We start from the raw sequence: 26,438 nt of genomic DNA, 5'->3' as shown, positions 1-26,438 counted from the left end.
GTTCCACTCGCCACCTCTTAGTACTTCAGCAGGTTGGCGTCGTCCACGGACGCGGACCTGCGGGTTCGGAAGATCGTCACGATGATTGACAGGCCCACCACGACCTCGGCCGCGGCCACGACCATCACGAAGAAGGCGATGAGCTGGCCGTCCAGGTTGCCGTGCTGCCTGGCGAAGGTGACGAACGCGAGGTTGCAGGCGTTGAGCATGAGCTCCACGCACATGAAGATCACGATCGCGTTCCGCCGTACCAGCACCCCGACCGCGCCGATGGCGAACAGCAGGGCGGACAGCACGAGGTAGTGCGTCGTCACTTGCTCTCCTCCTCAACCTCGACCGCGTTCCTGATGGCCTCGGCGAGTCTGGCGTCCTCCGGCAGGCGCCCGGCCTGTACGTCGTGGCGGGCGATGATCCGGTTGACCGACAGTTCCGAGACCGTGCCGTCGGGCAGCAACGCCGGCATGTCGTTGGCGTTGTGCCTGGCGTAGACGCCGGGGCCGGGCAGCGGGGTGGGGTGGGGACCGTTGAACCTGGCCCTGGCCAGGTCCTTCTGGGTGGGCTTGGCCTTGACGCGCTCGCGGTGCGCCAGCACCATCGCGGCGAGCGCGGCGGTGATCAGCAGGGCGGAGGCGACCTCGAAGGCGAAGACGTGCCTGGTGAAGATGAGCTGGGCGAGGCCCTGGACGTTCCCGCCGTACTGCTGGGTGACCCCGCCGAGGTTGGTCGGCGGCGCGAAGGCGATGTTGCCCACCGTCAGCCCGAGGAGTGCGGCGAACCCCACGCCCGCCACGATCGCCCAGAAGCGCTGACCCTTGATCGTCTCGACCAGGGAGTCGGTGGAGTCGACGCCCACCAGCATCAGCACGAACAGGAAGAGCATCATGACCGCGCCGGTGTAGACGATGATCTGCACGGCGGCCAGGAACGGCGCCTCCTGCACCGCGTAGAGCACCGCCAGGGAGCCCATCACCACGCCGAGCATCAGCGCGCAGTAGACCGCCTTGCGGCTGAGGACGAGCCCGAGCGCCGCGGTCACCGAAACGACCGCGAGCACCCAGAACGTGATGGTCTCACCCATTGTTACGTCCAAGCCGGTAGTAGTCCTCTTCGGTCTCACCCAGACGCATCGGGTGAGGCGGGGTCTCCATGCCGGGCCCGAGAGGAGCGAGGAGCATCTCCTTGGTGTAGATCAGGCTCTCCCGGCTGGAGTCGGCGAGCTCGTACTCGTTCGTCATGGTGAGCGCGCGAGTCGGGCACGCCTCGATGCACAGGCCGCACAGGATGCACCGCAAATAGTTGATCTGGTAGGTGCGACCGTACCGCTCACCCGGCGAGAACCGGGCCTCTTCGGTGTTGTCCGCGCCTTCCACATAGATCGCGTCCGCCGGGCAGGCCCAGGCGCACAGCTCGCACCCGACGCACTTCTCCAGGCCGTCGGGCCAGCGGTTGAGCTGGTGGCGGCCGTGGAACCGCGGCGCCGTCGGCCGCTTCTCCTCGGGGTACTGCACCGTGACGGGCTTCTTGAACATGTGGTGGAAGGTCACCCCGAAGCCCTTGACGGGGTTGAGAAAATCAGTGAATCCCACTGGAGACCTCCTTGCGGTCCGCGCCGTGGTAGTGCGGCAGGTCCAGCGGCGGCACCGGGAAGCCACCGGCGGTCGGCTCCACTTCGAGCCGCTCGTACTCGGCCTCGGTCTCCGCCGCCTTCTCTTCTCTGCGGCGCTGGAGCACCGTGTCGAAGCGGAAGTACAGCGCCAGGCAGCACACCAGGACGACCGCGGCGATGGTGAACAGCACCGTGCGGTCCGCGTCCTCGACGCGGAAGGCCCGGACCGTGGCGACGAGCATGATCCACGCCAGGTTCAGCGGGATCAGCACCTTCCAGCCGAACGCCATGAGCTGGTCATAGCGGATCCGGGGCATCGAGGCGCGCACCCAGATGAAGGCGGCGAACACCAGCACCAGCTTGATGAAGAACCACAGCAGCGGCCACCAGCCGGTGTTGGCCCCCTCCCAGAGCGAGATGGGCCAGGGCGCGTGCCAGCCGCCGAAGAACAGCGTGATCGACACCGCCGAGACGACGAACACGTTGACGTACTCGCCCATCTGGATCAGTGCGAACTTCAGCGAGGAGCTGTACTCGGTCTGGTAACCGCCGACCAGTTCGCCCTCGCCCTCCGGCAGGTCGAACGGCACGCGGTTGGTCTCGCCCAGCATGGTGATGGCGTAGATCAGGAAGGACGGGATCAGCATCACGACGTACCAGGACGGCATCGGGATGCTCAGCCCGGCTATGTCCCACGTGCCGCCGCTCGCCTGCTTGGCCACGATCTCCGAGGTGGAGAGGGTGCCCGAGAACAGGAAGACGCCGACGAAGGAGAGCCCCATCGCGATCTCGTAGGAGACCACCTGCGCGCTGGAGCGCAGGCCGCCCAGCATCGCGTACGGCGAGCGCGACGACCACCCCGCCAGCACGATCCCGTAGACCGCCACCGAGGACATCGCCAGCACGAACAGCACCGCGATCGGCAGGTCGGTGAGCTGCAGCGGGGTCACCACGCCGAACATTGAGACGTTCGGCCCGAACGGGATGACCGAGAAGGCCATGAACCCCGGGACCACCAGGATGATCGGGGCGATGGCGTAGAGGAACTTGTCCACCGTGCGCGGGTAGAGGTCCTCCTTCAGGCCCATCTTCAGCGCGTCGGCGACGGACTGCAGGAGCCCGAACTTCCCCGCCCGGTTGGGGCCGTACCTGTGCTGCATGCGGGAGATGAGCTTGCGCTCCATCCACACCCCGAACATGACCGACAGCAGCAGGAAGACGAAGATCGCGACCGACTTGATGATCGAGATCCACAAGGGGTCGTGGCCGAAGTCCTCAAGGCCCGACGGCCCGGGTTGGGGAGCCGCGAGCAGCACTCGGGTCGCGTTCACTGGTCCCTCACCGTTCCGCTCACTGCGTGGGGTTCTGTCCTCATCGGTCGCTCACCGCTCCTCATGACGCGCTACCGATCTTGACGATGTCTCCGGCCCCGGCCCGCAGGTCGCGGGTGACCGAGCAGCCGGCGGAGTTCGCCGGCAGCCAGACGACCCGGGCGGGCAGGTCGGCGATCCGCACCGGCAGCCGGACCGAGCCCTGGTCGGTGGTCACCGTGATCTTGGCGCCGTCGGCGACCCCGATCTCGGCCGCGGTCTCGTCGGACACCAGCGCCTCGCTCGCCCGCGCGGTGCCCGCGAGGTACGGCTCGCCGTCCTGCATCCGGCCCGCGTCGAGCAGGTGGTGCCAGGTGGCGAGGACCGCCTCACCGGCCTGCGGCTCGGACACGAACCGGCCGGAGACGCTGGGAGCGGCGCCCCGGGGGCCGCGCCACGCGCCGAGCGAGCCCAGCTCGCGCCGCGCGGCGGCCTCGTCGGGCAGCCCGAGGTGGACGTCCATGTGGTCGGCGATGGCCCCGATGACCTCAAGGTCGCTCATCACGCCGGGGGTCTTGATGGCCGCCTTGAAGGTGCGGCCCCTGCCCTCCCAGTTGACGAACGTGCCCGACTTCTCGGTGGAGGTGGCCACCGGCAGCACCACGTCGGCGCGGTCGGTGACCGCGCTGGCCCGCTGCTCCAGGCTGACGATGAACGGGGTGTTCTCCAGCGCCGCCAGCACCGCGTCCGGGTCGGGCAGGTCGAAGGGGTCGACACCGCCGATCAGCAGCGCGTCGAGCTGCTCGTCGAGCGCGGCGGCCAGGATCTGCGCGGTCGAGCGGCCCGGCGTGTCGGGCAGACTCGCGACGTCCCACGCGCGGGCCACCTCGGCCCGGGCGTCGGCCTCGGCGACCGGCCGCCCTATCGGCAGCAGGTTCGGCAGCGCGCCGGCCTCCAGCGCGCCGCGCTCCCCGGCCCTGCGCGGGATCCAGGCGACGCGGGCGCCGGTACTCTCGCCCAGCCGGGCCAGCGTGGACAGCGCGCCGGGGATGGTCCCCAGCCGCTCGCCCGCCAGCACGATCGCGCCGGGCTTGCGCAGCGCCTCGGCCACCGGGCCGGGCAGCTCGCCGAGGACGTCGGGCTCGGTGCCGGGCACCGCACGCACCAGGGTGCCGCGCAGCTTGGTGAGCCCCGGGCTGGCGAACGGCGCGACCGCGTAGACCGCGAGCCCGCGCTTGCGCACGCCCTTGCGCAGCCGGAGCTGCACGATCGGGGACTCCTCCTCGGGCTCGAAGCCCACCAGCAGGACGGCCGGCGCGCGCTCCAGCTCGGTGTAGGAGACCTCGATGCCCTTGCCCGCCACGGAGTGGGCCAGGAACTGGGCCTCCTCCGCCGAGTGCGGGCGGGAGCGGAAGTCGATGTCGTTGGTGCCCAGCCCGATCCGCGCGAACTTGCTGTAGGCGTAGGCGTCTTCGACGGTGAGCCGTCCGCCGACCAGGACGCCGGTGCGGCCCCTGGCCTGGGCCAGCCCGTTGGCGGCCACGGCCAGCGCCTCCGGCCAGGAGGCGGGGACGAGCATGCCGTCCTCGTCGCGGATCAGCGGGGTGCGCAGGCGGTCGGGCTGCGTGCCGTAGGTGAAGGCCCAGCGGCCCTTGTCGCAGTTCCACTCTTCGTTGACCTGCGGGTCGTCGCCCGCCAGGCGGCGGGTGACCTTGCCGCGGCGGTGGTCGGTGCGCTGGGCGCAGCCGCTGGCGCAGTGCTCGCAGGCGCTCGGCGTGGACACCAGGTCGAACGGCCGTGCGCGGAACCGGTAGGCCGCGCCGGTCAGCGCGCCCACCGGGCAGATCTGCACGGTGTTGCCCGAGTAGTACGACTGGAACGGCTCGCCGTCGGCGGTGCGGACCTGCTCCTTGGCCCCGCGCTCGAAGAAGTCGATCAGCGGGTCGCCCGCGATCTCATCGGAGAACCGGATGCAGCGGGCGCACTGGATGCACCGCTCGCGGTCGAGGAGCACCTCGGTGGACAGCGCGATCGGCTTCTCGAAGGTGCGCTTGTCCTCCTGGAACCGGGTCTCGCCCTGCCCGTTGGACATCGCCTGGTTCTGCAGGGGGCACTCGCCGCCCTTGTCGCAGACCGGGCAGTCCAGCGGGTGGTTCATGAGCAGCATCTCCATGACGCCGCGCTGGGCCTTCTCGGCGACCGGGCTGGTGAGCTGGGTCTGCACCACCATGCCCTCGGTGCACACGATCGTGCAGGAGGCGGCGGGCTTGGGCATGCCCTCGATGGCGACCAGGCACTGACGGCAGGCGCCGACCGGGTCGAGCAGCGGGTGGTCGCAGAACCTGGGGATCTGGATTCCGAGCAGCTCGGCGGCGCGGATCAGCAGGGTGCCCTTGGGCACGCTGATCTGGAAGCCGTCGATGGTGAGGCTGACCAGGTCGACCGGCTGCTCGACCGATCCTCCTGCGGTCGCCTGGATGGTCATGCGTTCCCCCAGACAGTGGACGCGGCGCGATCGAACGGGCAGCCGCCGATCTCGAAGTGCTTGAGGTATTCGTCGCGGAAGTGCTTCACCGACGAGTGGATCGGGCTCGTCGCGCCGTCACCGAGCGCGCAGAACGAGCGGCCGAGGATGTTGTCGGCGATGTCGGTGATGGTGGAGAGGTCCTCCTCGGTGCCCTGGCCCTTCTCCAGCCGCTTGAGCACGTGCTTGAGCCAGTAGGTGCCCTCACGGCACGGCGTGCACTTGCCGCACGACTCGTGCGCGTAGAACTCGGTCCAGCGCAGCACGGAGCGGACCACGCAGGTGGTCTCGTCGAAGATCTGCAGCGCGCGGGTGCCGAGCATGGAGCCCTTGGCGCCGACCGACTCGAAGTCGAGCGGGACGTCGAGGTGCTCGTCGGTGAAGATCGGCGTGGACGACCCGCCCGGGGTCCAGAACTTCAGGCGGTGCCCGGCGCGGATGCCCCCGGCCATGTCGAGCAGTTCGCGCAGGGTGATTCCGAGCGGGGCCTCGTACTGCCCGGGACGGGTGACGTGGCCGCTCAGTGAGAAGATGCCGAAGCCCTTGGACTTCTCGGTGCCCATCCCCGCGAACCAGCCGGCGCCGTTCTCCACGATGCTGGGAACGCTGGCGACCGATTCGACGTTGTTGATGACGGTGGGGCAAGCGTAAAGCCCCGCGACGGCCGGGAAGGGAGGCTTGAGGCGAGGTTGGCCCCGGTAGCCCTCCAGCGAGTCGAGCAGCGCCGTCTCCTCGCCGCAGATGTACGCGCCGGCACCGGTGTGCACGACCAGTTCCAGGTCGAAGCCGGAGCCGAGGATGTCGGTGCCCAGCAGGCCCTTCTCGTACGCCTCCTGTACGGCCGCGCGCAGCCTGCGCACGACGTGCAGCACTTCGCCGCGCACGTAGATGAACGCGTGGTTGGCGCGGATCGCGTAGGAGGTGATGATGACGCCCTCGACCAGCGAGTGCGGGTTCGCCATCATGAGCGGGATGTCCTTGCAGGTGCCCGGCTCCGACTCGTCGGCGTTTACGACGAGGTAGTGCGGCTTGCCGTCGCCCTGCGGGATGAAGCCCCACTTCATGCCGGTGGGGAAGCCCGCGCCGCCTCTGCCGCGCAGTCCGGAGTCCTTGACCGCCTGGATGATGGCGTCGGGCTCCATGGCGAGCGCCTTGCGGGCGGCCGAGTAGTCGCCGTAGCCGCGAAGCGTGAAGGAGTCGGGCTGGTCCCAGTTCGCGGTGAGGACCGGCGTAAGCGTGGTCATGGCGACTCCTCCTTCGGGGGCGCGGTCCAGCCGTTCTCCTTGGCGATGCGCAGGCCCTCAAGGGAGGGTCCGGCCGCCGAGGGGCCGTCGCCGGCCAGGTCGTCGGGGATGCCGGCGAGCACCCGCGAGGCCTCCTTGAACGTGCAGAGCCGCTTCGGGCCGCGGCTCGGCGAGACCGTCTTGCCGTCGCGCAGGTCGTCGACGAGCTGCTTGGCCGAGGCCGGGGTCTGGTTGTCGAAGAACTCCCAGTTGACCATCACCACCGGGGCGAAGTCGCAGGCCGCGTTGCACTCGATGCGCTCAAGGGAGACCTTGCCGTCGGGCGTGGCCTCCTCGTGGCCGATGCCGGCGTGCTCGGTCAGCTCGTCCCAGATCTGGTCGCCGCCCATCACCGCGCACAGCGTGTTGATGCACACGCCGACGTGGTACTCGCCGGCGGGCTTGCGCTTGTACATGGTGTAGAAGGTGGAGACGCCCACCACCTCGGCCTTGGTGAGGCCGAGCAGCTCGGCGCAGAACTCCTGGCCGGTGTCGGAGACGTAGCCCTCCTCCGACTGCACCAGGTGCAGCAGCGGCAGCAGGGCCGACCGGGGCTTCGGATAACGCCCGATGATCTCCTTGGCGTCGCGTTCGAGGCGCTCGCGCACCTCCGGCGAATATCCGCTCATCGGTCAACACCTCCAAGGACCGGGTCGAGCGAGGCCACCGCGGAGATCACGTCGGCGACCATGCCGCCCTCGCACGTCGCCGGAATGGCCTGCAGGTTCGTGAACGACGGGTCGCGGAAGTGGACCCGGAAGGGCCGGGTGCCGCCGTCGCTGACCACGTGCGCGCCCAGCTCGCCGCGCGGCGACTCGATGCCGACGTACGCCTGCCCGGCGGGCACGCGGAAGCCCTCGGTCACCAGCTTGAAGTGGTGGATCAGGGCCTCCATGGAGGTGCCCATGATGTGGGCGATGTGGTCGGGCGAGTTGCCAAACCCGTCGGGGCCGAGCGCGAGCTGCGCGGGCCAGCCGATCTTCTTGTCCTCGATCATCACCGGCTTGCCCTTGAGCTCGGCGCCGGCCAGGCGGTCCACCGCCTGCTGGATGATCTTCAGGGATTCTTCCATCTCGGCCATCCGCACCAGGTAGCGGCCGTAGACGTCGGCGGACTTCTCGACGGGGACGTCGAAGTCGTAGTTCTCGTAGCCGCAGTAGGGCTGCGACTTGCGGAGGTCCCACGGCAGGCCCGCCGAGCGCAGCACCGGGCCGGTGATGCCGAGGGCCATGCAGCCGGTGAGGTCGAGGTAGGCGACGTCCTTGGTGCGGCGCAGGTAGGCCGGGTTCGCGTCGAGGAGCTTGCGCATCTCCTTGATCCGCTTCGGCATGACCTTGAGGAACTCGCCGACCTTGTCCAGCGTGCCCGCCGGAAGGTCGACCGAGACTCCGCCGGGGCGGACGTAGGCCATGTTCATCCGCAGGCCGGTGATGTGCTCGAAGAGGTCGAGCACCATCTCCCGCTCACGCAGGCCGAACAGGAACGGCGTGGTGGCGCCCAGCTCCATGCCGTAGGTGGCGACCGCCATCCAGTGCGAGGAGATCCGGTTGAGCTCCATCATCAGCACCCGGATCACCTCGGCCCGCTCGGGGATCCGGTCGGTGATGCCGAGCAGCTTCTCCACGGCCATGCAGTACGCCGTCTCGTTGAAGATCGGCGACAGGTAGTCCATCCGGGTGACGAACGTGGTGCCCTGCGTCCACGTCCGGAACTCCATGTTCTTCTCGATCCCGGTGTGCAGGTAACCGATGACCGTGCGCGCCTCGATCACCGTCTCGCCGTCGAGGGTCAGCACCAGCCGGAGCACGCCGTGTGTGGAGGGGTGCTGCGGGCCCATGTTGACGACCAGGCGCTCGTCCTCGGCCCCCGCGACCGCGGCGACCAGCTCATCCCAGTCCTGGCCGCTGACGGTGTAGACGCGGCCTTCGGTGGCCTCGTCGTCGATCTTGTCGTAGGCCGTGCTCACGCGTACGACCTCCTCTCGTCGGGCGCGGGGATCTCGGCGCCGCGGTACTCCACGGGAATGCCGCCGAGGGGGTAGTCCTTGCGCTGCGGGTGCCCCTCCCAGTCGTCGGGCATCTCGATCCGTGTCAGCGCGGGATGCCCGTCGAAGACGAGGCCGAAGAAGTCGTAGGTCTCGCGTTCGTGCCAGTCGTGGGTGGGGTAGATCTCCACCGTGGAGGGCACGTGCGGGTCGGCGTCGGGAGCGCTCGCCTCGACGCGCAGCCTGCGGTTGTGCGTGATCGAGCACAGGTGGATGACGGCGTGCAGCTCGGCACCGGTGTCGTGCGGGTAGTGCACGCCCGAGACGCCCAGCGAAAGCTCGAAGCGCAGCGCCGGGTCATCGCGCAGGTGCCGGCAGACCTCGAGCAGATTCTCCCGCTTGACGTGGAAGGTCAGCTCGCCGCGATCCACGACCACCCGCTCGACGGCGCTGCTGAGGTCGCCGCCGAGGGCCCGCTCCAGCTCGTCGGCGATGTCGTCGTAATCGCCGCGCTGGCCGGCCGGGCCGACGGGCCCGCCGTACGGGCGGGGAGTGGAGAGCCGGGGCGCGCGGCGGACGACGAGATTGCCGTAGCCGGAGGTGTCGCCCGTGCCTGACGCGCCGAACATGCCGGTGCGTGCCACCGGTTCCTCGGGTACGCCGGGGAGGTTGTCCGGCGAGTTGTCGGTCACTGTGCCCCCTGATCGATCAGCGGCAGCGAGCGGAGCGCCTGCTCTTCGAGCTCGTCGATCTGCTTGGCGCGGTGCGCGCCGAACTTGGTGTTCTGAATCTTGTCGTGCAGCTTGACGATCGAGTCGATCAGCATCTCGGGCCGGGGCGGGCATCCGGGCAGGTAGATGTCCACCGGCACGATGTGGTCGACGCCCTGCACGATGGCGTAGTTGTTGAACATGCCGCCGCTGGAGGCGCACACGCCCATCGAGATGACCCACTTGGGCTCGGCCATCTGGTCGTAGATCTGCCGCAGCACCGGGGCCATCTTCTGCGATACGCGACCTGCGACGATCATCAGGTCGGCCTGGCGGGGCGTCGCCGACGCCCGCTCCATGCCGAACCGCGCCAGGTCGTGCTGCGGCCCGCCGGTGGACATCAGCTCGATGGCACAGCAGGCCAGGCCGAAGGTGGCCGGCCACACGGAGTTCTTACGGCCCCAGCCGGCCAGTGCCTCGACCGTGCTGAGAAGGAATCCGCTGGGGAGTTTCTCTTCAAGACCCATGTCAGTCCCAATCCAGGCCCTTGCGGCGCCACACGTACGCGTAGGCGACGAGCACGGTGACGATGAACAGCATCATCTCGATCAGCCCGAACACCCCGAGGGCGTCGAAGGCGAGCGCCCACGGGTAGAGGAAGATGATCTCGATGTCGAACACGATGAACAGCATCGCCGTGATCATGTACTTCAGCGGGAAGCGCCCGCCTCCGACCGGCTGGGGCGTCGGTTCGATGCCGCACTCGTAGGCGTCGAGCTTGGCGCGGTTCCAGCGCTTGGGACCCGTGAAGGGCGCGATCGCCACCGAGAAGACGGCAAACCCCGCCGCGAGCACGGCGAGCACCAGGATGGGCAGGTAAAGCTCCATCGCTACGCGTCCTCTCCCATCTCCACGCGTCCCAGCTCCTCACGCGAGGGCGCGCGGTACGTCGTGATGTGTCGTGCAAGTCTAGGCAGCGCGATCATCGGTTTTCGTTCCTGGTACGAAGGCTTCGTGGAGATCATGATGACGGCGCGACCTTCGACAGGGCGTTGATGATGCGGTCGGAGGCGTCTCCACGCCGGTCGGTCAGGTTACCGAGCAGCTTGAAGGCGAACCGCATCAACCGGGGGTGCGGCAGGGCGTGCCTGGTCGCGAAGTTCATCACGCCCGGACGGCCGATCGCCTCGACGAAGGCACGGCCGAGCGTGAAGTAGCCACCATAGGCGTCTTTCAGCACCCCAGGGTATGCCCGGAGCAGACGTTCCCGTTGCGCAGGGGTGGATCGGGGCAGCGCCTGCGCGATCGTGCGCGCGGCGATCTCTCCGGTCTCCATCGCGTAGGCGATGCCCTCGCCGTTGAACGGGTTGATCATCCCGCCGGAGTCGCCGACGAGGACCAGGCCACGCGTGTAGTGGGGCTGGCGGTTGAAGGCCATCGGCAGCGCGGCGCCGCGGACCGGGCCGCGCATGTTCTCGTCGGAGAAGCCCCAGTCGGAGGGCATGTTCGCGACCCAGCGGCGCAGCAGGTCGCGGTAGTCGACGTTCTTGAACCGCTCGCTGGTGTTGAGCAGGCCGAGCCCGACGTTGCTGGTGCCGTCGCCGACGCCGAACACCCAGCCGTAGCCCGGCAGGAGGTCGCGGCCGTCCCACAGCTCCAGCCAGACCTCAAGGTAGTCGTCGTCGTGGCGGGGGCTCTCGTAGTAGGTGCGGACGGCGACGCCGATCGGGCGGTCTTCCCGCTTGTGCAGCCCCATGCCGAGGGCCAGCCGGGCGGAGTTGCCGTCGGCGGCGACGACCAGGCGGGAGCGGTAGGAGACCGGCTCGCCGTCCTTCTTGGCGGTGACGCCGACGATGTGGCCACTGCGGTCGTCGAGGATCGGGCCGGTGACGTTGACGCCCTGCATGAGCCGGGCCCCGCCCCTGACCGCGTTGGCGGCGAGGATCTCGTCGAAGTCTTTACGCACCCTGACCAGGCCGAAGTCGGGATAGGAGGCGAGGTCGGGCCAGTCGAGCTCGAAGCGGCGTCCGCCACCGACGACGCGCAGGCCGCGGTTGCGCACCCAGCCCGGGGCGTCGATGTCGATGCCCATCGCGATCAGTTGCCTGACCGCGCGGGGGGTCAGGCCGTCGCCGCACACCTTCTCGCGGGGGAAGGTGGTCTTCTCCAGCAGCAGCACCTCAAGCCCGGCCTGGGCGAGGTAAAAGGCTGCTGCTGAACCGGCGGGCCCTGCGCCGACGACGATGACGTCGGCGTCGGCTTCAGCGGCGCTGCGTTGTGCGGCGGCTGGCTCGGTCACGGGACCTGTCCTGTCCTACACGCTGGCGGCCTTTAGTGCGGCCTTCGTTCCTTTGTGAACCTCTTCACAAACTTGTCGGCGTGCAGTCTAACGCGTTTTACGCACGAGGTGTCAGCCGGTCCCCTACCGAGTGCCGCCGGGCTTGCGCGCCCGGTGCAGAGCCACGATGCCGAGGGACAGGTTGCGCCAGGCGACCTCGTCCCAGCCGGCCTGCTGGATGAGGCGTGCCAGGGCCGCCTGGTCGTGCCATTCGCGGATGGACTCGGCCAGATATTCGTAGGAATCGTCGTTGGAGCCGATCGCGCGGGCGACCTGAGGCAGCAGCCGCATCACGTACTGGGAGTAGATCAGGTCGAAGGACTTGACCGGCGGGTGGGAGAACTCGCACACCACCAGGCGCCCGCCCGGCTTGGCCACGCGGTTCATCTCGCGCAGCGCCGCCACCGGGTCGTGGACGTTGCGCAGCGCCACCGAGATCGTCACGGCGTCGAAGGTCTCGTCGGCGAACGGCAGGCGCATGGCGTCTCCCGCGACGAAGCTCACACCGCGCACGCCACCGCCCGTGAGCCCCGAGGAACCCCTGCGCCGCACTCCCGTGGTGAGCATCCCCAGCGAGAAGTCGCACGCGATGGCCCGCGCCCCGAGGCCGGTGAAGGTGTCGGTCGAGGTGCCCGTGCCCGCGCCGAGATCGAGGACCAGCTCGCCGGGACCGGCGTCCACCGCCGCGGCGGTGGCCTTACGCCACCACCTGACCTGTCCCATCGAGATCACGTCGTTCACCAGGTCGTAGCGCCGCGCGGTGCGGTCGAACATCGCGGCGACCTCGTGCGGCTGCTTGTCCAACGATGCGCGGGTCATGGCCTCAAGGGTACGGCCTGCGGTGGAACCGAGCGTCCCGCGAGGGTGTCCACGAAAAGTAGCGACGTGATTACGTTGCGTCTGATACCTCTATAAGCGTGCTCGCCCCCACCACAGCGGTCCTCACCGCCTTGACCCTCCTCGCCCCCGCCGTTCCACGGCCCGCCCCGCACGCGCGGGCCGCGGCCAGGGCGGCCCCCGGAGAGGCGGCCCACACCAAGGTCGTCTCGGCCGATCCGGTCGCCCACACCCCGCACGTGCTCGACGGCATCGTCACCGCGTTCGCCCTCGTCGGCCGCACGGTCGTGGTCGGCGGCTCGTTCAGCCGGGTGCGCGAGGCGCGCGGCGGCGCGACCCTGGAACGCGACAACCTGTTCGCCTTCGACGTGGTCACCGGCCGGGTGTCCGAGGCGTTCGCGCCGGTCGCGGACGGCCCGGTCGCCGCGCTCGCCCCGGGCGAGGGCGGCACCGTCTACGCCGGGGGCTCGTTCGGCTCGATCGGCGGACGGCGGGCCGCCGCGCTCGCCAAGCTGCGCGTCACCGACGGCACGACCGTGCCGGAGTTCGATCCACGCGTGTTCGGCGGCGACGTCAGCGCTCTGGTGGCGCACGAGGGCGCGCTATACGCGGGCGGCGACTTCATCCGGGTCGGCCGCACGCCGAGGCCGGCGCTCGCCCGCCTCGATCCGGTGACCGGCGCGCCCGATCCCGGTTTCACCGTCACCCCCGGTGACTCCATCAGCGGCCGGACCAAGGTCATCGCGATGGCCGCCACCGCCGGGAGGCTGGCCGTCGACGGCAGTTTCACCACCCTTGACGGCCTCGACCGCCACCAGCTCGGGCTGATCGACATCAGCGGCGCCACCGCGAAGGTCGCGCCCTGGCGCACCGACGCCTACAAACCGGTCTGCCGCGAGCCGTTTCCCACTTACGTGCGAGGGCTTGATTTCTCACCGCGGGGCGACTACTTCGTCGTGGTCACGACAGGCGGCTACGGCGGAGCGCGGAAACTCTGCGACACCGCCGCGAGATTCGAGACTTTCTCGCGCGGTGACACGATCAAACCCACGTGGGTCAATCACACCGGCGGAGACTCGCTCTATTCGGTCGCGCTCACCGGTGCGGCGATCTACGTCGGGGGTCATCAGCGATGGCTCGACAACCCCCGAGGTCACGACGACGCGGGCGCCGGAGCGGTGTCACGGCCGGGCATCGGCGCGATCCATCCGCGCACGGGTAAGGCGTTGCGCTGGAACCCCACGCGTGATCGTGGAGTCGGCGTCAAGGCTTTTCTTCCCCATCGCGGCGGTCTACTGGTTGGTAGTGATACGACCCGTCTTGGTCGGGAGTATCATGCGCGGGTCGGGATGTTCCCTCTCTCGTGATGCGCGCGCTCACCGCGTCGCGCTGTCTGGAGAGCAGGATGTAGCTCGCCAGTCCGCTCAGCACGAACGAGGCGATCAACAGCACCGGCCAGCTTCGCAGGCCGGTCAGGTAGAGCACACCGAACGCCACGAGGAACAGGCCGATCCGGGAAGCTGTGTAAACGAGTACGGGACGCACAGCGTCGAGGTTACGTCACGCTTCCCGCACACCGCGCAGCGCTTCGCATCGGCCGCGAGCGCTGCTAGTCTTCCCCAACACCGCCTTTCGTAAAGAAACACCCATGAGAGCCCCAAAGAGGCTCTATCATATAACAATCGGGCAGTCGGCCTATAACAACCCGTGATCTTTGCAGAAAAGCACGGATATAACAGGCTTCGCTCGGCACACTGGTTACCTGTCCGCCCGCTGGCAGGAGGCGGGATGCGAGGGGGAGAGATCGTGGAGAGTAGCAGCGAGCGTCTGCTGACACCCGGCGAGGTTGCCGCCCTCTTCCGGGTAGATCCGAAGACGGTGACGCGCTGGGCGGCCGCCGGCCGCATCAGTAGCATTCGCACCCCCGGAGGGCACCGGCGCTTCCGTGAATCGGAAGTGCACGCCCTCCTTCGCGGCGAGGACGTTCTGACGGCCGATCGGCCGAGCGGTGAGTCCCCGCGCGTCTGACGATCAATTCGTCACCACGGTGATCCTGCGCACCCACCAGGAGGCCGCAGGGTCACCGTGCCGGATGGACGGGCTCGGGGGGCCGTTCAGACAGCACCACCAATTCAGTTCAAGCAGCCCAGGAAGCCCAGGAGACGCGGTCAGCGCTCCTGCTCGGCCTTGAAGGCCAGGAACTCACGTTCCAGCTCGTCGTTCTCTTCCTGCCAGCGACGACGCCGCTCCTCACACTCCTCCTCGGTCAGCGACTCGGGCAGCCATCGGTCGTACTCGGGGTCGCCGGGTGACAGATCGACGTAAGCGTTGCCGATCAGGCGACCGTCATCGCTTGCCAGGCTTTGCGGTACGCGCAGGGTCCCGTCCGCGAGCCGGATGACGTTCATCGAATCTCCTTGAGCGTGGAGACCCCCGCCTGCAGGCATGGGGAGAAAGCGCGGCACAGCGCCGCAAATCGAACACTCGCACGAGTCTCCGCCGATCGCGCGATACGATGCCAGGCGTGGCGCAGACCGTGAAGCGGGCCTACGCGGAGTCCTCCGCCATGGTCACCGGGTGGAAACGCGGCGGCGAGTTCGGATTCCTGTCCGAGGTGTCGTCCACCGGAGAGAAGATCCTCAACCCCCGCCACGAACACCATGACCGGCGCAAGCTGGCCAAAGCCCAGCGGGCGCTCGCCCGTAAGGCCAAGGGCGGCGCCAACCGGGCCAAGGCACGCCTCAAGGCCGCCAGGGTGTGCGCGCGGATCGCCGACCGCAGGCGGGATCATCTGCACAAGGTCACCACACGGCTTGTTCGCGACAACCAAGTGATCGCCGTGGAAGACCTTGCCGTGCGCGACATGGTCCGCAACCGCTCGCCGGCCCGCGCCGTCTCCGACGCGTCCTGGCCCGCCGGGCGGGCGGAGAGCTGAAACGCCTGTGGAGCCGGTGTAAGACCTCAAGGGCGCAGACCCGGCAGGCGACCGGCGGTGAAGCAGGAAGCCCAACCCGCGAGGGTTGGAGTTCCCTGGCTTCAGCCGTGGGGAGAAAGTCAAGATCGCGACCTTTCCACGCCTTACATGCCCTAGATTCCGTAGCGCCGGTTGAAGAACAACATGACGTTGAGTGCCATCCGGGTGTCTCCGCCGAGCATGTCCACCAGTGCGGGGCGCTGGCGTGAGGCGATGGCGGCGAAGGCGTCGGCGAAGAACTCCTTGCGGCCCAGGCCGGCCGGCTGCCGGTGGAAGCCGGAGGCGAGCAGTGGCTCGCACGCCTCGTAGAGGGCGACGAACTCGGGACTGTCGGAGACCCAGTCGCCCGGGCGGGAGTCGACGTCGTCGAGTGCGTGACCCACCTCGTGCATCATCACGTCGGGGGTCGGTGACGGCCGGTCGCCCACGACGATCTTGCGGTCGCCGTACGCGCCCGCGCAGATGTCCCAGGTGGCGCGGCCGGACGGCAGGGGCGCGCCGCGCAGGTAGCCCATGTCGTCGAGGTCGGGCACGCCGCCCGGCCCGACGTAGATCCCGTCGAGCCCTTCTGCGAGCAGGGACTTCAGCCGCTCGGGCAGCCGTGCGAGGCTCTCAACGGCCCGTACCGCCTCCGGGGAGGGCGGGCCCTGCCAGGAGTCCCACTGGCGGTGCAGGATCTCCTCAAGCCGCCCACAGTGCCGCAGGCCGTCTCCCACGCCGGGGTGGTCGGGCGCGTTCGGCTGCGCCCGCGGCTGCTCGTCGTCCAGCTCGAAGTCGCGCCAGGTGTACTGCGGCCGGTCGACCACCGAGGCCGCGACCGTGCGCGGCCTGCCCGTGAGGTGCTCCGTCTCGGCGGGGGCCTCGCGGGGCACCTCACGCCGGAAGGGCCCGAACGCGCTCGGGATGTCGTCCATGAACTCGACCGGGACGGCACGCGGCACGCCCCTCGGATCGCCGCGCTCACGCCCGGTCTCCTGACGGTCCCGCGGTCCCTCGCCGCCGCCCTCGCGCACCGACCCACCACGGTACGGCGAGACGTTCGGCCCGCGCTGCCACCAGCGGCTGCCCCGCCGATGCCGCCCCTTCTCGCCCGACTGCGCCATCGCGCCCCTTCGTCATGCCCCACGGTTCGCGCATCCAAGGTACGACGCAGATCTTCGTGCGTCATCCGTTATGTCCGCACAGTTCAGCGGATGCGATTCCGGACCCGGCGCGATGGACGCGGCGGTCTCCAGGATGGCTTACAGTGCGGGCATGCCCATGGTTCTCGGCCTGGCCCTGCTCGCCTTCTGGCTCTACTGCCTCTTCGACGTCATCACGACCCCCGACGAGGAGACCAGGAACCTGCCCAAGTTCCTCTGGGTGATCATCGTGGTGCTGCTGCTCGACATCGGCGGCCTGCTGTGGCTGGTGCTGGGGCGTCCGCGCCCGCAGGCCGCGCACACGCCGGCAGGGGGCGCGGGCGATGCCACGCGCCCTCCGGCTCCTCGCGGGCCCGACGACGACCCCGACTTCCTGAAGGACCTCGACCGTCGCCTGCGCGACGACGACTGACCGGCCGACCGAGGGCCCGGCCGACCGGGCAGCCCGGGGCTAGCCGGGGATATCGGCGTAGGAGTGCAGACCACCGAGGAACATGTTCACACCCACCAGGTTGAACAAGAGTGACGCGAAGGCCACCAGGCCGATGATCACCGCGGCCCGGCCGCGCCATCCGGCCGTCGCGCGGGCGTGCAGGTAGGCCGCGTAGCCCACCCAGGTGATGAAGGCCCAGATCTCCTTGGGGTCCCAGCCCCAGTAGCGGCCCCACGCCTTGTCCGCCCACAGGGCTCCGGCGATCACGGCGAAGGTCCAGATCGGGAAGGCGATGACGACCATCCGGTGCGCGACGCGCTCCAGGTCGGCCTTCGACGGCAGGCGCGAGGCGCGGGCGTCGTTGCGGATCAGGTAGATGATCGACGCGATCCCGCCCACGATGAACAGCCCGCTGGCGATGATGGCGGCGCTCACGTGGATGGCCACCCAGTAGGAGTTCAGCGCGGGCTGCACCGGCCCGGCCTCCACATGCAGGGTGCGCACCGCGAAGCCCAGGGTCAGCGCGGCGGCGAGGCTGACGAACGCGCCGAGGAACGTCAGTTGCGGGAAACGGTGCCGCATCACCAGGAACGCGGTCACCGCGGCCAGGCAGATGGCGACCACGAACTCGTACATGTTCGCCCACGGCCAGCGGTCGACCGCCAGGCCCCTGGTGACCAGGCAGACCAGGTTGGCTGCGCAGCCGAGCCAGGTCAGCGCCAGCGCGATCCCTGCGGCTCGTTCCGGCCATGCGGGGACGGGGCGCTCCGGGGTCTCGGGCGTATCGGCCGGAGGGGCGTCCGGCGATGTGGGCGCCCCGACCGCGGCCAGGGCGGGCTCGCGCACCGCCTGCGGGGCGCGCGCCGCGCGGCGGCCGAACCCCAGGTGCAGCGCGTATCCGATCATGGCGAAGACGTAGAGCACGACGGTCGCCAGCGCGAGCGAGTCGCTCAGCGTGGCGAGACCGGTGTCGACCTCAGCGGGCATGTTCACCTCCGAGTGGTGTGACTTGAAATGGTGGCGCGGGCCGCTCAGCGGGCGTCATCGGAACGCCCCTTCAGCGCGGCGACGATGTCGGCGAACTCGTCGGCGAAGCCGCCGTCGGCGCTCTCCGTGCGGGTCAGGCCGCCCGCCTGGACGAGCTTGCCGCCGTCTTCCCGTTCGGTGACCCTGACCCACACTCGGCGGCGCCGGATCAGCAGGGACAGCACGATGCCGAGCACCGCGCCGACGGAGGAGAGGAGGGCGGGCAGTCTGCCGGGGTCGTAGGCGATCTGCAGCGCCGCCCACTCCTTGACCCCGGTGAAGGTCACCTTGCCGTAGCCGCCCGGGAGGTCCAGGCTCTTGCCCAGCTCGACCGGGTCGGACATCATGACCAGGCGCTTCATCTTCTTCAGCCGCTCCTGGTCGAACAGGTAGACCGACTGCGGCACCCCCGTCCGCAGGCCGAGGTCACCGGCGAAGGCGGTGACCTGGACGATCGGGTTGATCGCACTGGGAAAGGTGGAGTCCCAGGAGCCGTCCTGCAACTGCACGGCGGTCGGCAGGAACCGGATGGCCAGGCCGAGCTGCTCCGGCTTGGCGTCGGGCACCTTGATCGTGCACTCGGAGGCGAAGTTCCTGTTGTTCTGCGGCAGGCACACGACCGGTCCCTCGAACGCGACGTCGCCTTTGCCGTCGGTGACGGTGAAGGTCGGCGCGTAGCCGTGGTCGATCAGATAGGTCTGCGTGCCGTTGACCTCAAGGGGGTGGTTGACCTTGAGGGTGTAGTCGCGCTCGGGGGCCGTGGGCGAGTCGTTGACCTTCAACCGGCCCGTGTAGTCGAGCACCTGGCCGGGACGGTCGCCCGAGATCTGGTAGTCGACCTTGAAGTCGTCGAGCCGGAAGGAGAACGGCTCAAGCGACTCGGCCGAGACCTGGCTGCCCGGGATGTAGCGGTCGTAGGCGGCCACCGTGTTGGCGAAGCCGTTGCCCTCGATGATGATCACGTTGCCGCGGTAGCCGTACAGCGCGCCGACGCCCACCGCGATCAGCAGGCCGACCAGCGAGGTGTGGAAGAGCAGGTTGCCCGCCTCGCGCAGGTAGCCCTTCTCGCCGGCCACCCAGCCGGGGCCGGTGACCACCCGGAAGCGCCTGCGGCGCAGCGTGGCGGCGACCTCCTCGACGGTGGTGGCCGCCTCGGTCTTGGAATCGGTCTCGGCGTCGGTCTCGAAGCTCCCGCTGTGCGGGAGCCGGCTCAGGTTGCGCGGCGCGGCGGGCGGCTCGCGCCGCAGTTCGCGCAGGTAGACCCGGGTGCGCGGGAGGATGCAGCCGACCAGCGAGACGAACAGCAGCAGGTAGATCGCGGCGAACCAGGGCGCCTGGAAGACGTCGAAGAGCCAGAACCGGTCGAGCCACTCGGCCAGGACGGGGTCTTCCTCGAAGTAGCGGGCGACCGCGGCGGGCGACACGCCGGTCTGCGGGAACAGCGAGCCGGGCACCGAGCCGAGCGCGAACAGGAAGAGCAGGATGAGCGCGGTCCGCATGGCGGTGAGCGTGCGCCAGAACCAGCGCAGCCAGCCCAGCACGCCCAGCCCCTTGGCGGCGGGCGGCTTTCCGGCCGGTCGCGCGGTGGTCGCCTCTGTGGCGGATTCGCCCTCGGCGACCCTCGTCGTCGTGTCGTCGGTCGGCTTCATCGAACACCCGTCATCAGATCACCGGCTGGAAGGAGCCGATCCAGCCCTGCATGGTCATCACGAGGTCGCCCCACAGCCCGGTGACCAGCAGGACGCCGACGGCCACCAGCATCCCGCCGCCGATGCGGGTGATGAGGCGCGAGTGGCGGCGCACCGCCGGAAGGGCGTGCAGCACCTTGCGGTAGGCCAGCCCGGCGGCCACGAACGGCACGCCGAGCCCGAGCGCGTAGGCGAAGGCCAGCAGCGCCCCGCGCCCGGCGCTGCCCTGTTCCAGGCCGAGTGTGAGCACCACGGCGAGCGTCGGCCCGATGCAAGGGGTCCAGCCGAGCCCGAACACCACCCCGAGCAGCGGCGCGCCCGCGAGCCCGGCGTTGGGGAGCCGGTGGATGCGCACGTCGCGCTGCAACCCGGGGATCAGCCCCAGGAAGGCCAGGCCCAGCACCACGGTCAGCACGCCGAGCACCCTGGTGATGATCTCGGCGTTGCCCAGCAGCGCCCCGCCGACGCTGCCGGCGAGCGCCCCGCCCGCGACGAACACGGCCGCGAAGCCCAGCACGAACAGCCCGCTGCCGAGCAGCAGCCGCCAGCGCCGGGGGTCTTCCCCGCTCATCCCCGTGACATAGGAGAGGTAGCCGGGGACCAGTGGCAGCACGCACGGCGACAGGAACGACACCAGCCCCGCCGCCAGCGCGATCGGCAGCGCCAGCGCCAGCGAACCAGAGGCGACGGTGTCAGCCAGCCCTTCGTTCATTCCCCACCGTCTTGACCGCGTTGAGCAGATCGGTGTACTTGACCGCGCCGAGCGCGCGGGCCGCGATGCGGCCCTCGCGGTCGATGATCAGCGTGGCGGGGATGGCGGCGGGCGGGACGGTGCCCTGGAAGGCCAGCGCCACCTTGCCCGGCTGGTCGTACAGGCTGGGGTAGCCCGGCTGGTGGTTGCGCTCGAACGCCTTGGCCGCCGCCTTGTCGTCCTTGAACGCGACACCGAGGAACTCGACGCCGTCGGCCTTGGTGGCGGCGGCGACGTCTTTCAGCACCGGCGCCTCGGCGACGCACGGGGCGCACCAGGACGCCCAGAAGTTCAGCACGACGATCTTGCCCCGGTAGGCGGCCAGCGAGATCGGGCCGTCGTCGAGCGAGGTGCCCTCGACCTTCGGGGCGGGCTTGCGCGCGTCGGCCGTGAAGACCGACATCTTTCCGTCGCCCGGGACGAACCGCGTGTCGCCCGTCGAGGGGCCGCCCCCCTGCGAACCGGCGCACCCGGCGACGACCGGGACGAGCGCGAGTGCGAGCACGAGCGCTCGAATCGAGTTCCTGGAGGTCACGGAGGGAGGCTCCTTGCACTACAAGCAGTAGAGCTGTCACTCTACCGGCGGCCCCCGCCGCCCGGCACACCGCCCCGCCGGGGCTCGGAGCCCAAATGATCAAGCGGGTTGATCAGGCAGAACGGGTCATCCGGGGCTGGACAGCCCGGGATCGGTGAACCCGGCGTCGGGCCTGCGGGGCTCCGGGCGGTGCGGATCGACCGCCTGGCGAGTCAGCGCCCCGGCGGGTTCGCTGTAGCCGACGCTGGTCAGCCGGTCGCCGTCGAAGGTGAAGCTGGTCAGGCTGGCCAGCCCGCACTGGCGGCGCCGCGGGTCGTGCCACAGCCTGCGGCCCTCGGCGGCCAGGCGGATGATCCAGATCGGGAGCTGGTGGCTGACCAGCACGGCCTCGTGGCCTCGGGCGGTCTGCCTGGCGGCGTCGATCGCCTCGCGCATCCGGGCCAGCACCTCGGTGTAGCGCTCGCCCCAGGAGGGGCGGAACGGGTTCCAGAAGTGGCGGTAGTGGCGCAGGTTGCGGAAGACCTCGCCGCCGGCCCCGATCGGCACGCCTTGGAACACGTTGATCGCCTCGATCAGGCGGTCGTCGGTGCCGACGGGCAGGCCGAGGGTTTCGGCCAGGGGTGCGGCGGTCTCCTGGGCACGCTCCATGGGCGAACTGACCAGCAGCCGCACATCGCGGTCGGCGACGGCCGCGGCGACCATGTCCGCCATACGCCGCCCGGTGTCCGACAGGTGGTAGCCGGGCAGCCTGCCGTACAGGACGCCCCCGGGGTTGTGCACCTCACCGTGCCGAAGCAGGTGGACGACGGTGGTCTGAGCCATGGTGGGCTCAGCCTACCCATATGCAACACGCGTGACGCCCGTGGGGACCAGTTATGTCACGCTTCACTGGGAGTGTCCGAGAAAGGACATCTGGTCGCCCTAGGCCATGGCCGTTTCCGCAGGGGTTTCGCCCGCCCCCAGCACATACGGCGTGGCGGCCCGCCGCAGCGCCTCGACCGCCGCCCGGATCGCCGGACGGCGAGCCGCGTCGCTCCGCCACAACGCGAAGATCCGCCGCGTCGGCCGGGGCCGCAACGGCACCGCGCACACCCCTTCGGGCAGCGCGCCCCGCCCGAGCCTGGGCACGATCGCACAGCCGTGCCGCGCCGCGACCAGCGCGATCTGCGTGGCGTACTCGTCGGCCATGCAGGTGATGACCGGCTCGACCTCGGCCGAGCGCAGCGTGAACACCAGCCAGTCGTGGCAGATGGTGCCCGGCGAGGAGCTGACCCACTGCTCACCGCAGAGCTGGGCCAGCTTGACCTCGGAGCGCCCGGCCAGCACGTGGTCGGCGGGCAGGATCACATCGACGACGTCGTCGAAGAGCGTGGCGCGGGACAGCCCCTCGGGCATGCCCATGGGCCGGTTGAGCCAGTCTTGGGAGACCGCGAGGTCGATCTCGCCCCGGGTGACCTCGCGGACCTGCCGCTCCGGCTCCCGCTCGAAGAACTGCAGCTCCAGGTCGGGGTGGCGGGAGCGCAGCTCGGTCAGCGCCCCGGGGATCAGCCCGCGCGCGGCGGTGGGGAAGGCGGCCATGGACAGCTTGCCCACGACCGCCCCGCGCAGCGCCTCGAAGTCGGCCTCGGCGGTCTCGACCAGGGCCAGGATGCGCTCGGCGTGCTCGGCCAGCAACCCGGCGGCGTCGGTGAGACGGACTCCGCGCCCGTTGCGTTCGAGCAGCGTGGCGCCGGTCTCCCGCTCCAGCTTGGCGAGCTGCTGGGAGATGGCGGAGGGTGTGACCATCAGTGCCTCGGCCGCCGCGCCCACGGAACCGTAGACGGAGACCGCGTGCAGGGCCTTCAGCCGGTTGAGGTCCAACATGTAAGCAAGTCTAAACTAGCAACCCAAGAAATACTCGCTTGTGCTGAACATTCCTAAGCCGGAAAATAGATGCATGAGAACGCAACAGGCCCCCAAGACCAGCTCCGCCCAGCAGATCTCCTACCTTGAGCAGCTCGCCCGCGCCGAGCGCGAGCGCCGCGCCCGCACCGCCGGCACGCGCGCCCCGCGCCCGGTGAAGGCCGCTCAGGCGAACTGACGCGACGCCGGGGTCACCCGCGCGCGGCGGCCTTGGCCGCCAGCGGAAGAGCGTCGGTGACCCGGCCCACCGCCTCGTCGTCGTGCGCGGCCGACACGAACCACGCCTCGTAGGCCGACGGCGGCAGGTAGACCCCCTGATCCAGCATTGAGTGGAAGAAGGCCCGGTAGGCGGCGGAGTCCTGCCTCCGGGCGGCGGCGAAGTCGGTGACCGGCTCGTCGGTGAAGAAGATCGAGAACAGGTTTCCCGCCCGCTGCAGCCGGTGCGGGACCCCCTCGGCCGTCAGCGCGGCGGACGCCGCCGCGCCGATCGTTCCGGCCACCTCGTCGAGCCGGGCATATACCGCGTCGTCGCACGCGCGCAGGGTGGCCAGCCCGGCCGCGCAGGCCAGCGGGTTACCCGACAGCGTGCCGGCCTGATAGACCGGCCCCTCGGGGGCGAGCCGGTCCATCACCTCGGCCCGCCCGCCGAACCCGGCGGCGGGCAGGCCACCCCCCATGACCTTGCCGAACGTCATCAGATCGGCGTCCACCGGGTCGAGGCCGTACCAGCCGGACCTGGACACGCGGAAACCGGTGAGCACCTCGTCCACGATCAGCAGCGCGCCGTCGGCCGTGCACAGCTCGCGCAGCCGGGCGTTGAAGCCGTCGCTGGGCGGCACGATGCCCATGTTCGCCGGGCACGCTTCGGTGATCACACAGGCGATCTCGGTGTTGGCGAACGCCTCCTCCACCGCCGCGATGTCGTTGTAGGGCAGCACGATCGTGTCGGCGGCCGACGCCCCGGTGACACCGGGGGTGTCCGGCAGCCCGAACGTGGCCACGCCCGAGCCCGCCGCGGCGAGCAGGGCGTCCACATGGCCGTGGTAGCACCCGGCGAACTTCACCACCTTCGCCCGGCCGGTGAAGCCCCTGGCCAGCCGTACGGCCGACATGGTGGCCTCGGTGCCCGAGCTGACCAGGCGCACCTTCTCCACCGGGGCCATCCGGGACACGATCTCCTCGGCCAGTTCGACCTCGCCGGGCGTGACTGCGCCGTAGGAGGTGCTGTGGTCGAGCGCCTCGCGCAGCGCCGACACCACGTCGGGGTGACGGTGCCCGAGGATCATCGGGCCCCACGAGCAGACCAGGTCGACGTAGCGGTTGCCGTCGACATCGGTCAGGTACGGGCCCTGGCCGGAGGCCATGAACCTCGGCGTGCCGCCGACCGCGCCGAACGCGCGGACCGGGGAGTTGACCCCGCCCGGCACCACGGCGCGGGCGCGGTCGAAGAGTTCCTGGGACGTCTTGTCGCTGCTGCTACTCACGACCCCAGATTACGGCGGCACCCTCGTGGGCGCCCCGCCGGTGGGTCGCGTCACTCGCAGGAATCGACCAGCCAGTCGAGGACTCGCAGCGGGTCGGGCAGCGGGCGGCCGTCGGGCGGGCGCAGCCAGGAGACCGGCTGCCCGGTGGGCAGCGTGGACGGCGGAGCCAGCACGTAGCTGTCACGACAGTGCCAGCGCAGCCCCGACATGTCGTCGACGCTCTCCGGGACGCAGTCGAGGTTGCAGGACCACCATTCGTCTTCGTCGTCGGGGTTGCCCCGGGTGGCCACATAAAACAGAACCCGGTCGCCGTTGGCGGCGACCGGGCCGGTGTCGGAGCCGGATGCGTCCATCCGGGTGAGCGCGGCGAGCCCCGAGTCCAGCGGGGCGTCGAACACGTCGAAGACGCGCCCCGTGGGCAGGATCACATTGGCCTCGGGTTCACGCTCCCACCATCGGGTGAGTTGCGCGGCGTCGAGTGTGGCCTGCATCTGCCAGGCCGGGGACAGCGGATGCGCGCCCGGGTCGGGACAGCCCACGCGGTCGCACGAACACGCCCGCGATCCGCTGCGCAGCGGATGCGCCCCGGGGCATACGGCCCAGCCGAGCCCGGCGTATTCCAGCACGGAGCCGATCCGCGAAGTGTGCCGCGCCCGCCGTTTCGCACGCCGGGCGAGTGGTACCCCCACCATCGATTCCTCCGTCCGCGCGCCGGGGCGTGCCGAAGCGACGGAGCCACACGGAAACGGCGGGCTCCGAGCGCCTGGGACACATCCGTTTTCCTTCTTGCACTGTAACGCACGCGTCTCAGACGCCTGGGAGAAACCCCCCGGTTCGCGGTTCACCTCCGCGTAGATCCCTGCCCAGTGTCAGTAAGTGGGAGCGTCACGCCGGGAGGCCGCGGGCCACCTCCGTCGCCCAGTAGGTGAGGATCATGTCGGCCCCGGCGCGCCGGATCGCCGTCAGCGACTCCATGATCACCCGCTCGCGGTCGATCCAGCCGTTGGCCGCCGCCGCCTCGATCATCGCGTACTCGCCGCTGACCTGGTAGGCCGCCACTGGGACGTCCACCGCGTCGCGGATCTGGCGCAGGATGTCGAGGTAGGGCATCGCGGGCTTGACCATCACCGCGTCGGCGCCTTCGGCGAGGTCGAGCCGCACCTCGCGCAGCGCCTCGCCCGCCGAACCGGCCGGGTCCTGCTGGTAGGAGCTGCGGTCGCCGAACTGTGGCGCGCACTCCGCCGCGTCGCGGAACGGCCCGTAGAACCCGGAGGCGTACTTGACCGAATAGGCCAGGATCGGCAGTTGCTCGAAGCCCTCGGCGTCGAGCGCCGCGCGGATCGCGCCCACCTGGCCGTCCATCATCCCGCTCGGCGCGATCATCTGCGAGCCCGCGCGGGCCTGCGCGACCGCCGCCGCCGCGTAACGTTCCAGCGTGGCGTCGTTGTCGACCTCGCCGTCGTCGGTGAGGATGCCGCAGTGCCCGTGGTCGGTGAACTCGTCGAGACAGGTGTCGGTCATCACCACCAGCGCGTCGCCCACCTCGGACAGCACGTCGCCCAGCGCGAGCTGCACGATCCCCTCGGGATCGTCGGCGCCGGAGCCGCGCGCGTCCTTGACGGCGGGCACGCCGAACAGGATCAGCCCGCCGACGCCCGCCTGGGCCGCCTCGTGGGCGGCCTTGCGCACGGAGTCGCGGGTGTGCTGCACGACACCCGGCATCGACCCGACCGGAGCCGGCTCGGCGATGCCCTCCTTGACGAACACCGGCAGGATCAGATCCCCCGGATGCAGCCTGGTGCTGGCCGTCATCCGCCGAAGCGCCGCCGTACGGCGGAGCCTGCGCAGACGCGCGACCGGAAACTCAGCGCTCATCATGCCCTTCCCTATGACGGCTCTGTCCGTAGGGGG

The 26,438-nt window shown here is 70.0% G+C and carries 29 protein-coding genes and 1 pseudogene; 5 read left to right on the top strand and 25 right to left on the bottom strand.

The window, feature by feature from the left end; all coding sequences use genetic code 11:
- Positions 1 to 17 precede the first annotated feature (17 nt).
- From nuoK to P3X83_RS20380, 13 genes are all read right to left on the bottom strand, one after another.
- The gene (gene nuoK, locus P3X83_RS20440) at positions 18 to 314 is read right to left on the bottom strand and encodes an NADH-quinone oxidoreductase subunit NuoK (RefSeq protein ID WP_277306731.1); all 297 of its coding nucleotides are present in this window, start codon (positions 312 to 314) and stop codon (positions 18 to 20) included.
- Positions 311 to 1,078, bottom strand: coding sequence for an NADH-quinone oxidoreductase subunit J (locus P3X83_RS20435; protein ID WP_277306730.1), 768 nt, complete (start codon positions 1,076 to 1,078; stop codon positions 311 to 313). Before P3X83_RS20435 ends, nuoK begins: the two co-directional genes overlap by 4 nt.
- Positions 1,071 to 1,586, bottom strand: coding sequence for an NADH-quinone oxidoreductase subunit NuoI (gene nuoI / locus P3X83_RS20430; RefSeq protein ID WP_277306729.1), 516 nt, complete (start codon positions 1,584 to 1,586; stop codon positions 1,071 to 1,073). Before nuoI ends, P3X83_RS20435 begins: the two co-directional genes overlap by 8 nt.
- Positions 1,573 to 2,937, bottom strand: a complete 1,365-nt coding sequence (gene nuoH, locus P3X83_RS20425; RefSeq protein ID WP_277306728.1) for an NADH-quinone oxidoreductase subunit NuoH — start codon at positions 2,935 to 2,937, stop codon at positions 1,573 to 1,575. Before nuoH ends, nuoI begins: the two co-directional genes overlap by 14 nt.
- 61 nt (positions 2,938 to 2,998) lie before the next feature.
- Positions 2,999 to 5,401 carry an NADH-quinone oxidoreductase subunit G gene (locus tag P3X83_RS20420; protein ID WP_277306727.1) on the bottom strand — a complete coding sequence of 801 codons (2,403 nt, stop codon included), beginning with the start codon at positions 5,399 to 5,401 and terminating at the stop codon, positions 2,999 to 3,001.
- Complete coding sequence (gene nuoF, locus P3X83_RS20415) at positions 5,398 to 6,684, bottom strand: NADH-quinone oxidoreductase subunit NuoF (RefSeq protein WP_277306726.1); 1,287 nt, start codon at positions 6,682 to 6,684, stop codon at positions 5,398 to 5,400. The genes P3X83_RS20420 and nuoF overlap by 4 nt, the downstream gene beginning before the upstream one ends.
- The gene (gene nuoE, locus P3X83_RS20410) at positions 6,681 to 7,352 is read right to left on the bottom strand and encodes an NADH-quinone oxidoreductase subunit NuoE (protein WP_277306725.1); all 672 of its coding nucleotides are present in this window, start codon (positions 7,350 to 7,352) and stop codon (positions 6,681 to 6,683) included. The genes nuoF and nuoE overlap by 4 nt, the downstream gene beginning before the upstream one ends.
- The gene (locus tag P3X83_RS20405) at positions 7,349 to 8,668 is read right to left on the bottom strand and encodes an NADH-quinone oxidoreductase subunit D (protein ID WP_277306816.1); all 1,320 of its coding nucleotides are present in this window, start codon (positions 8,666 to 8,668) and stop codon (positions 7,349 to 7,351) included. The genes nuoE and P3X83_RS20405 overlap by 4 nt, the downstream gene beginning before the upstream one ends.
- Before the next feature lie 17 nt (positions 8,669 to 8,685).
- The gene (locus P3X83_RS20400) at positions 8,686 to 9,399 is read right to left on the bottom strand and encodes an NADH-quinone oxidoreductase subunit C (RefSeq protein ID WP_277306724.1); all 714 of its coding nucleotides are present in this window, start codon (positions 9,397 to 9,399) and stop codon (positions 8,686 to 8,688) included.
- On the bottom strand, positions 9,396 to 9,944 hold the full coding sequence (locus P3X83_RS20395; RefSeq protein ID WP_277306723.1) for an NADH-quinone oxidoreductase subunit B: 549 nt from the start codon (positions 9,942 to 9,944) through the stop codon (positions 9,396 to 9,398). Before P3X83_RS20395 ends, P3X83_RS20400 begins: the two co-directional genes overlap by 4 nt.
- Position 9,945: 1 nt before the next feature.
- Positions 9,946 to 10,305, bottom strand: a complete 360-nt coding sequence (locus P3X83_RS20390; protein ID WP_277306722.1) for an NADH-quinone oxidoreductase subunit A — start codon at positions 10,303 to 10,305, stop codon at positions 9,946 to 9,948.
- A 133-nt stretch (positions 10,306 to 10,438) separates the two neighbouring features.
- Positions 10,439 to 11,716, bottom strand: a complete 1,278-nt coding sequence (locus tag P3X83_RS20385; protein ID WP_277306721.1) for a geranylgeranyl reductase family protein — start codon at positions 11,714 to 11,716, stop codon at positions 10,439 to 10,441.
- A 123-nt stretch (positions 11,717 to 11,839) separates the two neighbouring features.
- The gene (locus tag P3X83_RS20380; RefSeq protein ID WP_277306720.1) at positions 11,840 to 12,574 is read right to left on the bottom strand and encodes a demethylmenaquinone methyltransferase; all 735 of its coding nucleotides are present in this window, start codon (positions 12,572 to 12,574) and stop codon (positions 11,840 to 11,842) included.
- Positions 12,575 to 12,672: 98 nt separating this feature from the next.
- Between P3X83_RS20380 and P3X83_RS20375 the strand changes: the two genes are divergently transcribed.
- Entirely contained in the window at positions 12,673 to 13,959 is a 1,287-nt protein-coding gene (locus tag P3X83_RS20375) for a hypothetical protein (protein ID WP_277306719.1), read from the top strand.
- Here the strand turns inward: P3X83_RS20375 and P3X83_RS20370 are convergent.
- Positions 13,856 to 14,077, bottom strand: a complete 222-nt coding sequence (locus tag P3X83_RS20370) for a hypothetical protein (RefSeq protein WP_277306815.1) — start codon at positions 14,075 to 14,077, stop codon at positions 13,856 to 13,858. The two genes, P3X83_RS20375 and P3X83_RS20370, sit on opposite strands and share 104 nt — an antisense overlap.
- A gap of 303 nt (positions 14,078 to 14,380) precedes the next feature.
- On the opposite strand from P3X83_RS20370, the gene P3X83_RS20365 reads away from it, so the two are divergent.
- A complete protein-coding gene (locus P3X83_RS20365) occupies positions 14,381 to 14,620 on the top strand; it encodes a BldC family transcriptional regulator (protein WP_111165463.1) in 240 nt (79 codons plus the stop codon).
- Between the two features lie 140 nt (positions 14,621 to 14,760).
- Here P3X83_RS20365 and P3X83_RS20360 read toward each other — a convergent pair whose 3' ends face one another.
- Complete coding sequence (locus P3X83_RS20360; protein ID WP_277306718.1) at positions 14,761 to 15,000, bottom strand: hypothetical protein; 240 nt, start codon at positions 14,998 to 15,000, stop codon at positions 14,761 to 14,763.
- Between the two features lie 200 nt (positions 15,001 to 15,200).
- On the opposite strand from P3X83_RS20360, the pseudogene P3X83_RS20355 reads away from it, so the two are divergent.
- Positions 15,201 to 15,683: pseudogene (locus P3X83_RS20355) on the top strand (transposase); the annotation flags it as partial.
- Here P3X83_RS20355 and P3X83_RS20350 read toward each other — a convergent pair.
- On the bottom strand, positions 15,680 to 16,669 hold the full coding sequence (locus tag P3X83_RS20350) for a hypothetical protein (RefSeq protein ID WP_277306717.1): 990 nt from the start codon (positions 16,667 to 16,669) through the stop codon (positions 15,680 to 15,682). The pseudogene P3X83_RS20355 and the gene P3X83_RS20350 sit on opposite strands and share 4 nt — an antisense overlap.
- 151 nt (positions 16,670 to 16,820) lie before the next feature.
- Here P3X83_RS20350 and P3X83_RS20345 point away from each other — a divergent pair, with 151 nt between their 5' ends.
- A complete protein-coding gene (locus P3X83_RS20345) occupies positions 16,821 to 17,120 on the top strand; it encodes a PLD nuclease N-terminal domain-containing protein (RefSeq protein ID WP_277306716.1) in 300 nt (99 codons plus the stop codon).
- Positions 17,121 to 17,159: 39 nt separating this feature from the next.
- Here P3X83_RS20345 and ccsB read toward each other — a convergent pair whose 3' ends face one another.
- The 6 genes from ccsB to P3X83_RS20315 all read right to left on the bottom strand — a co-directional run bounded on the left by ccsB (position 17,160) and on the right by P3X83_RS20315 (position 23,004).
- Positions 17,160 to 18,128 carry a c-type cytochrome biogenesis protein CcsB gene (gene ccsB / locus P3X83_RS20340; protein WP_277306715.1) on the bottom strand — a complete coding sequence of 323 codons (969 nt, stop codon included), beginning with the start codon at positions 18,126 to 18,128 and terminating at the stop codon, positions 17,160 to 17,162.
- A gap of 44 nt (positions 18,129 to 18,172) precedes the next feature.
- Positions 18,173 to 19,816, bottom strand: a complete 1,644-nt coding sequence (locus tag P3X83_RS20335) for a cytochrome c biogenesis protein ResB (RefSeq protein WP_277306714.1) — start codon at positions 19,814 to 19,816, stop codon at positions 18,173 to 18,175.
- Between the two features lie 13 nt (positions 19,817 to 19,829).
- On the bottom strand, positions 19,830 to 20,567 hold the full coding sequence (locus P3X83_RS20330; protein ID WP_277306713.1) for a cytochrome c biogenesis protein CcdA: 738 nt from the start codon (positions 20,565 to 20,567) through the stop codon (positions 19,830 to 19,832).
- Complete coding sequence (locus tag P3X83_RS20325; protein WP_277306712.1) at positions 20,548 to 21,141, bottom strand: TlpA disulfide reductase family protein; 594 nt, start codon at positions 21,139 to 21,141, stop codon at positions 20,548 to 20,550. The genes P3X83_RS20330 and P3X83_RS20325 overlap by 20 nt, the downstream gene beginning before the upstream one ends.
- Positions 21,142 to 21,267: 126 nt before the next feature.
- Complete coding sequence (locus tag P3X83_RS20320) at positions 21,268 to 21,963, bottom strand: histidine phosphatase family protein (RefSeq protein WP_277306711.1); 696 nt, start codon at positions 21,961 to 21,963, stop codon at positions 21,268 to 21,270.
- A 99-nt stretch (positions 21,964 to 22,062) separates the two neighbouring features.
- Positions 22,063 to 23,004: a LysR family transcriptional regulator gene (locus P3X83_RS20315; RefSeq protein ID WP_277306710.1), complete on the bottom strand. Its 942-nt coding sequence runs from the start codon at positions 23,002 to 23,004 to the stop codon at positions 22,063 to 22,065.
- A 73-nt stretch (positions 23,005 to 23,077) separates the two neighbouring features.
- Between P3X83_RS20315 and P3X83_RS20310 the strand changes: the two genes are divergently transcribed.
- Complete coding sequence (locus P3X83_RS20310; protein ID WP_277306709.1) at positions 23,078 to 23,221, top strand: hypothetical protein; 144 nt, start codon at positions 23,078 to 23,080, stop codon at positions 23,219 to 23,221.
- Positions 23,222 to 23,234: 13 nt separating this feature from the next.
- Here P3X83_RS20310 and hemL read toward each other — a convergent pair whose 3' ends face one another.
- The 3 genes from hemL to hemB form a co-directional block, all read right to left on the bottom strand.
- A complete protein-coding gene (gene hemL, locus P3X83_RS20305; protein ID WP_277306708.1) occupies positions 23,235 to 24,527 on the bottom strand; it encodes a glutamate-1-semialdehyde 2,1-aminomutase in 1,293 nt (430 codons plus the stop codon).
- Between the two features lie 50 nt (positions 24,528 to 24,577).
- The gene (locus P3X83_RS20300) at positions 24,578 to 25,219 is read right to left on the bottom strand and encodes a bifunctional DNA primase/polymerase (protein WP_277306707.1); all 642 of its coding nucleotides are present in this window, start codon (positions 25,217 to 25,219) and stop codon (positions 24,578 to 24,580) included.
- Between the two features lie 193 nt (positions 25,220 to 25,412).
- On the bottom strand, positions 25,413 to 26,402 hold the full coding sequence (gene hemB, locus P3X83_RS20295; RefSeq protein ID WP_277306706.1) for a porphobilinogen synthase: 990 nt from the start codon (positions 26,400 to 26,402) through the stop codon (positions 25,413 to 25,415).
- Positions 26,403 to 26,438 lie beyond the last annotated feature (36 nt).

The organism is Spongiactinospora sp. TRM90649 (genome assembly GCF_029382225.1).
GTDB lineage: Bacteria > Actinomycetota > Actinomycetes > Streptosporangiales > Streptosporangiaceae > Spongiactinospora.
The sequence above is the reverse complement of the archived record's forward strand: the minus strand, read 5'-3'. Positions and strand labels throughout refer to the sequence as shown.